This window comes from Streptomyces sp. NPDC057253 (assembly GCF_042669125.1).
GTDB lineage: Bacteria > Actinomycetota > Actinomycetes > Streptomycetales > Streptomycetaceae > Streptomyces.
Genome location: NZ_JBHUXV010000234.1, coordinates 1 through 7842 on the forward strand (window position 1 = coordinate 1; position 7842 = coordinate 7842).

10 protein-coding genes are annotated in these 7842 nt (G+C 71.7%); 4 read left to right on the forward strand and 6 right to left on the reverse strand.

What is annotated here, in order from left to right; translation table 11 throughout:
* Positions 1–92, reverse strand: a 92-nt coding sequence (locus ACFULQ_RS47795; protein WP_308427085.1) for a biotin carboxylase N-terminal domain-containing protein, incomplete at its 3' end; no start/stop codon positions are given.
* Between the two features lie 379 nt (positions 93–471).
* Here ACFULQ_RS47795 and ACFULQ_RS47800 point away from each other — a divergent pair.
* Positions 472–990 carry a hypothetical protein gene (locus ACFULQ_RS47800; protein WP_383557766.1) on the forward strand — a complete coding sequence of 173 codons (519 nt, stop codon included), beginning with the start codon at positions 472–474 and terminating at the stop codon, positions 988–990.
* Here the strand turns inward: ACFULQ_RS47800 and ACFULQ_RS47805 are convergent.
* The 4 genes from ACFULQ_RS47805 to ACFULQ_RS47820 form a co-directional block, all read right to left on the reverse strand.
* Positions 959–1579 carry a nucleoside triphosphate pyrophosphatase gene (locus ACFULQ_RS47805; RefSeq protein ID WP_383557768.1) on the reverse strand — a complete coding sequence of 207 codons (621 nt, stop codon included), beginning with the start codon at positions 1577–1579 and terminating at the stop codon, positions 959–961. The two genes, ACFULQ_RS47800 and ACFULQ_RS47805, sit on opposite strands and share 32 nt — an antisense overlap.
* Before the next feature lie 5 nt (positions 1580–1584).
* A complete protein-coding gene (gene mmpB, locus ACFULQ_RS47810) occupies positions 1585–1713 on the reverse strand; it encodes a morphogenic membrane protein MmpB (RefSeq protein ID WP_267974108.1) in 129 nt (42 codons plus the stop codon).
* A gap of 109 nt (positions 1714–1822) precedes the next feature.
* Positions 1823–2029 (reverse strand): acyl-CoA carboxylase subunit epsilon, encoded by a 207-nt coding sequence (locus ACFULQ_RS47815; RefSeq protein WP_383557771.1) that lies wholly within the window; start codon positions 2027–2029, stop codon positions 1823–1825.
* Positions 2030–2038: 9 nt separating this feature from the next.
* A complete protein-coding gene (locus tag ACFULQ_RS47820) occupies positions 2039–3631 on the reverse strand; it encodes an acyl-CoA carboxylase subunit beta (protein ID WP_123762730.1) in 1593 nt (530 codons plus the stop codon).
* A 111-nt stretch (positions 3632–3742) separates the two neighbouring features.
* Here ACFULQ_RS47820 and ACFULQ_RS47825 point away from each other — a divergent pair, with 111 nt between their 5' ends.
* Together ACFULQ_RS47825 and ACFULQ_RS47830 are read left to right on the forward strand one after the other, a co-directional pair.
* Positions 3743–4606: a biotin--[acetyl-CoA-carboxylase] ligase gene (locus ACFULQ_RS47825; protein WP_383557774.1), complete on the forward strand. Its 864-nt coding sequence runs from the start codon at positions 3743–3745 to the stop codon at positions 4604–4606.
* A gap of 175 nt (positions 4607–4781) precedes the next feature.
* Positions 4782–5873, forward strand: a complete 1092-nt coding sequence (locus ACFULQ_RS47830; protein ID WP_383557777.1) for an adenylate/guanylate cyclase domain-containing protein — start codon at positions 4782–4784, stop codon at positions 5871–5873.
* Between the two features lie 6 nt (positions 5874–5879).
* Here ACFULQ_RS47830 and ACFULQ_RS47835 read toward each other — a convergent pair whose 3' ends face one another.
* Positions 5880–6539: a hypothetical protein gene (locus ACFULQ_RS47835; RefSeq protein WP_383557780.1), complete on the reverse strand. Its 660-nt coding sequence runs from the start codon at positions 6537–6539 to the stop codon at positions 5880–5882.
* Between the two features lie 203 nt (positions 6540–6742).
* On the opposite strand from ACFULQ_RS47835, the gene ACFULQ_RS47840 reads away from it, so the two are divergent.
* Positions 6743–7552, forward strand: a complete 810-nt coding sequence (locus ACFULQ_RS47840) for an enoyl-CoA hydratase/isomerase family protein (RefSeq protein WP_383557783.1) — start codon at positions 6743–6745, stop codon at positions 7550–7552.
* Positions 7553–7842 lie beyond the last annotated feature (290 nt).

Consider the following 7842-nt stretch of genomic DNA (forward strand, 5'->3'; position numbering starts at 1 on the left):
TACACGGCCACGCTCGCGATACCGGCATCCCGGCAGGCCCGGGCCACGCGGACAGCGATTTCGCCACGGTTGGCGATGAGCACCTTGCGCACGATTGAGGCTCCCTCCTTGAAACAAGCCGAGTTTAGGGACTGCCGACACGTCTCTTCGACCCGTCCCCGGTGGTGAGCTTGCCCACACGGAGCGTGATACGAGGCTCACTCCAGCTGCGAAATCCCTTGTCGCACCTCGGTACGCAGGACTCCTCCCGGAAACCCTAGCCCTCCTCTGTGGTCAAGGTCTCTGTAAGGGCGTGCTGCGGACCACTTCGTTTCTTTGTGGAGTCCCTACGAATGGCCCAATGATTCTTTGCCACCCGCCGAACCCTTGTCCCGGGGTTTACCCGTTAGTAGCGTTCACGCTGTATCGAACGTACTTCGGGTAACAACAGCATGGCTCGAAAGTGGGTGGGGACCGGTGATACGCAGGCCGGTGGCGTGGATCGTGGCGGTCGTCCTCTTCGCCGAGGCGTTCGGCGTGGCCCTGCTGAACTGGATCATGGCCAATGTCGTCGACGGGCAGAACATGTCCCTGGCCGGCCTCGACCCGGACGCCATGGTGCTGTCCTCGAAGGTGGGCGCGGTCGTCTTCGGCCTCTACTTCGCCCTGTGCGGCCTGGTGGCCCTGCTGGTGGCCCTGCGCGACCGTCAGCCGGCCGGCCTCGGCCGCATCCTGCTGATCAGCGTGGCCGTGGTGCACGGCCTGCTCGCCGCCGTCTCCTGGGCGCTGATCGGCCGGCCGCAGTTCGTGTTCATGGTGGTGATGCTGGCGCTCATCGTCCTGCTGCTCGTGACGTACGACGCCCAGCCGCAGCCGGCACCTCCCGCGGACCCGCAGGACACGGACGGGCCCGACGGACCCGGCGATTCCGAGGCCGCCGAGGAGCCCAAGGACGCTCAGGAGGCCGCCGGCTCGCCGCTCACGCCTCCGCCGGCGCCCACAACTCCGTGATGCCCACGCCCAGTTTGGCCAGCAGTCGGCGCAGCAGCGGCAGGCTCAGGCCGATCACGTTGCCGTGGTCGCCGTCGATGCCCTCGATGAACGGGGCCGAGCGGCCGTCCAGGGTGAAGGCCCCGGCGACGTAGAGGGGCTCGCCGGAGGCGACGTACGCGGCGATCTCGTCGTCGGTGGGCTCGCCGAAGCGGACCACCGTGGACGCCACGGCGGAGACGTACCGGCCGCTCGTCGTGTCGTAGACGCAGTGGCCGGTCTGGAGGGTGCCCGCGCGGCCGCGCATGGCCTTCCAGCGGGCCGTCGCCTCCTCGGCGTCGGCCGGCTTGCCCAGCGCCTCGCCGTCCAGGTCGAGCACCGAGTCGCAGCCGATCACCAGGGCGCGGGACGCCTTCGGCAGTGCGGCGACGACCGACGCCTTGGCTTCCGCGAGGGCGAGGGCCAGTTCGGCGGGGGTGGGCGCTGTGACGGCGTCCTCGTCGACCCCGCTGACGATGACCTCGGGCGTCAGGCCCGCCTGGCGGAGGAGGTTCAGCCGGGCGGGGGACTGGGAGGCGAGGATGAGGCGGCGGCGCGGCTGATCGGTCATGCGGGTCAGCGTAGTCCGACCACAATCATCGCGAGCACCATGGCCAGGGCCATGAAGATGCCCAGCCGCCGAAGCATCTCCTGCATGTCGCGGAGTTCCTTCGGGGGTTCGTCATCGGGGTCGGACCACAGCATGCCACCAGCGTGGGGCTTGGCCGGTACAGGGCGCCTGAGTACGGGTACTCAAATGGCGCCCCGAGTTGTGGCTAGGTGCGCGGTTCCCCGCGCCCCCAGAAGATTTCACCTAACCCGGCCAGTACGTGCGGGTCCATGACGTCGGGCCCGGTCGGGGGAGGCGGCGGGTTGCTATGCGGGAGGGGTCGGACCAGGCGGGGCTGGGGGTTTCCGCGCCGGGCGGCTCCGGTGTCGCCGCGGCGCGGGCCCTGACCACCGCCAGGGCGGCGGCCAGTTCCTCCGGAGTGGGGTTGCCCCGTACGACCTTGATGTTCACAGCGTCTCCTTAGAGGGGGATGTTGCCGTGCTTCTTCGGGGGCAGGGACTCGCGCTTGGTGCGCAGCTGGCGCAGGCCCCGGACGACGTGGCGGCGGGTGTCCGACGGCATGATCACGGAGTCGATGTAGCCCCGCTCGGCCGCGATGTAGGGGTTGAGGAGGGCGTCCTCGTACTCCTGGATCAGCCGGGCCCTGGTCGCCTCCACGTCCCCCGCGGCCTCGGCCTCGGCGATCGTGCGGCGGTGCAGGATGTTGACCGCGCCCTGGGCGCCCATCACGGCGATCTGGGCGGTCGGCCAGGCGAGGTTGAGGTCCGCGCCGAGGTGCTTGGAGCCCATGACGTCGTAGGCGCCGCCGAAGGCCTTGCGGGTGATGACGGTGATGAGCGGGACGGTCGCCTCCGCGTAGGCGTAGATCAGCTTGGCGCCCCGGCGGATGATGCCGTCGTGCTCCTGGTCGACGCCCGGGAGGAAGCCCGGCACGTCCACGAAGGTGATGACCGGGATGTTGAAGGCGTCGCAGGTGCGGACGAAGCGCGCGGCCTTCTCGCTCGCGGTGATGTCGAGACAGCCCGCGAACTGCATCGGCTGGTTGGCCACGATGCCGACGGGGTGGCCCTCCACCCGGCCGTAACCGGTGAGGATGTTCGGCGCGAACAGCGGCTGCGTCTCGAAGAACTCGGCGTCGTCCAGGATGTGCTCGATCACCGTGTGCATGTCGTACGGCTGGTTCGCGCTGTCCGGCACGAGGGTGTCCAGCTCGCGGTCCTCGTCGGTGATCGCGAGGTCCGCCTCCTCCGGGAACACCGGCGGCTCGGAGAGGTTGTTGGACGGCAGGTACGACAGCAGCTGCTTGACGTACTCGACGGCGTCCTTCTCGTCCCCGGCCATGTGGTGGGCCACGCCGGACACCGAGTTGTGGGTGCGGGCGCCGCCCAGCTCCTCGAAGCCGACGTCCTCGCCGGTGACCGTCTTGATGACGTCCGGGCCGGTGATGAACATGTGCGAGGTCTGGTCGACCATGACCGTGAAGTCGGTGATCGCCGGGGAGTACACGGCGCCACCGGCACACGGCCCGACGACCAGGCTGATCTGCGGGATGACACCGCTCGCGTGGGTGTTGCGGCGGAAGATCTCGCCGTACGCGCCGAGGGAGGCCACGCCCTCCTGGATGCGGGCGCCGCCGGAGTCGTTGATGCCGATGACCGGGCAGCCGGTCTTCAGCGCGAAGTCCATCACCTTGACGATCTTCTGGCCGTAGACCTCGCCGAGGGCGCCGCCGAACACGGTGAAGTCCTGCGAGAACACGGCGACCGGGCGGCCGTCCACGGTGCCGTAGCCGGTCACCACGCCGTCTCCGTAAGGGCGGTTGTTCTCCAGCCCGAAGTTGGTGGAGCGGTGCCGCGCGAACTCGTCCAGCTCGACGAAGGAACCCTCGTCCAGCAGCAGGTCGATCCGCTCACGGGCCGTCAACTTGCCCTTGGCGTGCTGCTTTTCGACGGCACGTTCGGAGCCGGCGTGCGTCGCCTCCTGGATGCGGCGCTGGAGATCCGCGAGCTTGCCCGCGGTGGTGTGGATGTCGATCTCTTCCGGCTCGGACATCGGTCTCGCGGCTCCCTGCCTGCTCAAAAGGGGGGACGGTTACTCATCCGTAGAGTAGTGGTGGCCCCGGGAATCAGCAGTGCGGCGTTTCACACACCTAGGGTGGCTTGCATGACGCCGCGAGATGTTTCAGGAGACGACAGCCGGTGGTCGGACCTCGACCGGCCGCCCCTCAACGCCGCCGCGCTGCGCCGCGGGCTGGTGCGGGACGGCGGGCTCTGGTCCGGGATCGAGGTGGTGAGCGGCACCGGCTCCACCAACTCCGACCTGGTCGCCCGTGCCGCCGCGGGCAAGGCCGCCGAGGGCGCGGTCCTCGTCGCCGAGGAGCAGACCGCCGGGCGGGGCCGCCTGGACCGGCAGTGGACCGCGCCGCCGCGCTCGGGCCTGTTCTTCTCGGTCCTGCTGACGCCGGGGGACGTGCCGGTCGCGCGCTGGGGCTGGCTTCCGCTGCTCACCGGGGTCGCCGTGGCGACGGGCCTGTCCCGCTCCGCAGGCGTCGACACGGCCCTGAAGTGGCCCAACGACCTCCTGGTGACCGTCGGCGGCGAGGAACGCAAGGCGGGCGGGATCCTCGCCGAGCGGGCGGGGGACCACGGGGTCGTCGTGGGCGTGGGCATCAACGTCACGCTCCGGGAGGACGAGCTGCCGGTGCCGACCGCGGGTTCGCTGGCGCTGGCCGGAGCGGTGAGCACGGACCGGGATCCGCTGCTGAGGGGAGTGCTGCGGTCGCTGGAGGAGTGGTACGAGCGTTGGCGGGCCGCGGCGGGGGACCCGACGGTGAGCGGCTTGCAGGAGACGTATGCGGCGGGGTGCGCCACGCTGGGACGTAGGGTGCGGGCCGAGCTGCCGGGCGACCGTGCACTGGTGGGCGAGGCGGTGGCGGTGGACGGCGACGGCCGCCTGGTGATCGCGACGAAGGAGGGCGTACAGGAGCCGGTGGGGGCGGGAGACATCGTGCACCTGCGACCGGCGTGAGCGGCAGCTCCGCAGGGGCGGGGGCGTCCCCGCTGCCGGCGGCCGGGGCTGTGACATCGGCGGCTCCGCCGAGGGGCGCGGCCGGCCCCCTCCTGTGGGAGTGAGCTGGCGCACACCTGCCGTACAGTTGAGGCCGGTCGATACCTGACCGTGACAGATCGGAAGGGCAGCAGGCGTGACCGTAGACGACACGGGCTCCGGCGCGGACGCGACCCCGCACCCGCTCGCCGTGCGTCTCGAACAGCTGATCCTCGGCGCCGAGCGGCGCTACACCCCCTTTCAGGCGGCCCGCACCGCCGGCGTCTCCATGGAGCTGGCCACCCGCTTCTGGCGGGCGATGGGCTTCGCGGACGTCGGCCAGGCCAAGGCGTTCACCGAGGCGGACGTCCTCGCGCTGCGCCGGCTCGCCGGTCTCGTCGAGGCGGGGCTGCTGAGCGAGGCCATGGCGGTACAGGTCGCGCGGTCCACCGGGCAGACCACCGCCCGGCTCGCCGAGTGGCAGATCGACTCCTTCCTGGAGGGTCTGACCGAGCCCCCGGAGCCGGGCATGACCCGCACCGAGGTGACGTACCCGATCATCGAGCTGCTCCTGCCCGAGCTGGAGGAGTTCCTCGTCTACGTCTGGCGCCGCCAGCTCGCCGCCTCGGCGGGGCGGGTCGTGCAGGCCGCCGACGACGAGGAGATGGTGGACCGGCGGCTGTGCGTCGGCTTCGCCGACCTCGTCGGGTTCACGCGGCTGACCCGGCGGATGGAGGAGGAGGAGCTCGGCGAGCTCGTCGAGGCCTTCGAGACCACCGCCGCGGATCTGGTGGCGGCCCGGGGCGGGCGGCTCATCAAGACCCTCGGTGACGAGGTGCTGTACGCGGCCGACGACGCGGCGGTGGCCGCCGAGATCGCGCTGCGGCTGATCGAGACCATGGCGAACGACGAGACCATGCCCGAGCTGCGCGTCGGCATCGCCTTCGGCACGGTCACCACCCGTATGGGCGATGTCTTCGGTACGACGGTGAACCTCGCCTCCCGGTTGACCTCGATAGCTCCCCGGGACGCCGTGCTCGTCGACTCCGCCTTCGCGGAGGAGCTGATCCGTCACGGCGAGGCGCCCGCCTCCGAGGCGGAGGCGGCGGAGGCCGCGGCCGCCGCGGAGAAGGAGGGCGAGGAGCCGCCGACGTACCGCTTCGCGTTGCAGCCGATGTGGCAGCGGCCGGTGCGTGGTCTCGGCGTGGTCGAGCCGTGGCTGCTGACGCGGCGGGACTCGGCGCCCTAGGGTCTCTCAGCGCTGTTGCACGCACAGGCCGATGATCGGTACGCACAGGCCTGGGGCGGGGCGGGTCGACTGGGTGGGCTGGGCCGTCGGGGCCGGGGCCTGGGTCGGCGGGCGTGTGGTCCGGGCCGAGGTGGGGGCCGGTCGTGGGGCGCTGGTCGTCGCCGGTGTGTGCGGCGCGGTGGTGGTCGTGGGGGCCGGGGCGTTAGGGGCCTCCGGGATTGTCGTGGGGGCCGCGGCGAGAGGCAGTGGTACGGCGGCTGCGGACGCGGAGGCGGTCCGTGCGAGGGGTGCGCCTGCTGTGGGGGTCGCCGAGACCCCGCCCATGACCGTGGTGGCGGACGGGCTCGCCTGCGGGACGGAACCGATGGTCGCGGCGGCGTTGGTCGCGCGGTCCGTAACTGTGCCGGGGTCCGCGCCGGTGTTCGTGTCCGGTGCCGCCTGGGGGTCCGTGTCCGTCGCGCCGAAGCCGCCGACCGTGGTGTCGGGGATCAGTCGTACGAGGCTCAGGGCGCCGGCGGCCAGGGCCAGGCCGCCCGCCGCGAGGAGGACTTTGCGGGGGCGGGGCTTGCGGTGGCGGCCCCGGGGGCCTCTGGGGCCGCGCGAGCCGAAGAGGTGGGTGCCTTCGCTGTCCGCGAGCCCCGTCGTCATGGTGACCGTCGCCGTCATGGTGGTTCCTCCCCTGTGTGCCCGCGCCCCCTGTGCGCCGTGGCGGGGCGCACGTTATGCGCTGCCATGGGCGGTGGGGGAGGAGTTGGGCGGGATGTCACTCGAACGGGGTGTCGGGCGGTTCGGCGGGAACCTTTCGTGGAGTGGGCGGGGCTGCGATGATCGGAGCGTTCTTGTTAACCCGCGTTAACTCGGAGGGTCTGATGGGCGAGGAGCGGTTCGGGGAGTTCGTGCTGGTGCGGCGGCATGGGGAGGAGGGGGAGGAAGGGGTCGCCGAGCTGGTGCTGGACCGGCCCAAGGCGATGAACGCCGTCTCGACGGAGATGGCTCGTTCCCTTGCCGCCGCGTGTGCCGCGCTGGGGGGTGATCAGGGGGTGCGCGTGGTGGTGGTGACCTCCACGCATGAGCGGGCCTTCTGTGTCGGGGCGGATCTGAAGGAGCGGAACTCCTTCAGCGACGCGGAGTTGGTGCGGCAGCGGCCGGTGGCTCGGGGGGCGTACACCGGAGTGCTGGAGCTGCCGGTGCCGACGGTCGCGGCGGTGCACGGGTTCGCGCTGGGCGGGGGGTTCGAGCTGGCGCTGGCGTGCGACCTGATCGTGGCCGACGGTACGGCGGTGGTGGGGTTGCCGGAGGTGTCGGTGGGGGTGATTCCCGGGGGCGGGGGGACGCAGTTGCTGCCGCGGCGGGTGGGGGCGGCGCGGGCGGCCGAGCTGATCTTCACGGCGCGGCGGGTGGAGGCGGAGGAGGCGTACCGGTTGGGGCTGGTGGATCAGCTGGTGCCGGTCGGGGAGGACCGTTCCGCGGCGCTGGCTCTGGCGGGGCGGATCGCGGCGAACTCGCCGGTGGGGTTGCGGGCGGCGAAGCGGGCGTTGCGGTTGGGGCAGGGGTTGGAGTTGCGGGCGGGGCTGGAGGTGGAGGACGCGGCGTGGCGGGCGGTGGCGTTTTCGGGGGATCGGGCGGAGGGGGTGGCGGCGTTCAATGAGCGCCGGGCTCCTCGGTGGCCGGGGGTTTGAGGTCGTGTGCGGGGTGGGTGGGGGCGGGCGTTTTGCGCAGTTCCCCGCGCCCCTGAGATGCCTGCGGCGGCCTCTTGCTGTCCGGTGGGGGCTTGTGTAGCGCGTGCGGTTCGGTGCCGGGGTGGGGGGTGTCCGTCCTCGGTCCGGCGGCTCGGTCGGCTGGGGATGTTCACGAGCGTCCACATGGCCGACTCAGGGGCGCGGGGAACTGCGCGACCAGCCACGACGGACCCGTACCCGCCCGACGGCAGGACCCGGCACCCCAGTAGGCGCCGGGCCCAAGCCCAGCG

Coding starts and splice junctions, on each gene's coding strand:
- mmpB (WP_267974108.1), bottom strand. CDS start 1,713: ATGCTGTGGTCCGACCCCGATGACGAACCCCCGAAGGAACTCCGCGAC.
- ACFULQ_RS47835 (WP_383557780.1), bottom strand. CDS start 6,539: ATGACGGCGACGGTCACCATGACGACGGGGCTCGCGGACAGCGAAGGC.
- ACFULQ_RS47840 (WP_383557783.1), top strand. CDS start 6,743: ATGGGCGAGGAGCGGTTCGGGGAGTTCGTGCTGGTGCGGCGGCATGGG.
- ACFULQ_RS47820 (WP_123762730.1), bottom strand. CDS start 3,631: ATGTCCGAGCCGGAAGAGATCGACATCCACACCACCGCGGGCAAGCTC.
- ACFULQ_RS47825 (WP_383557774.1), top strand. CDS start 3,743: ATGACGCCGCGAGATGTTTCAGGAGACGACAGCCGGTGGTCGGACCTC.
- ACFULQ_RS47805 (WP_383557768.1), bottom strand. CDS start 1,579: ATGACCGATCAGCCGCGCCGCCGCCTCATCCTCGCCTCCCAGTCCCCC.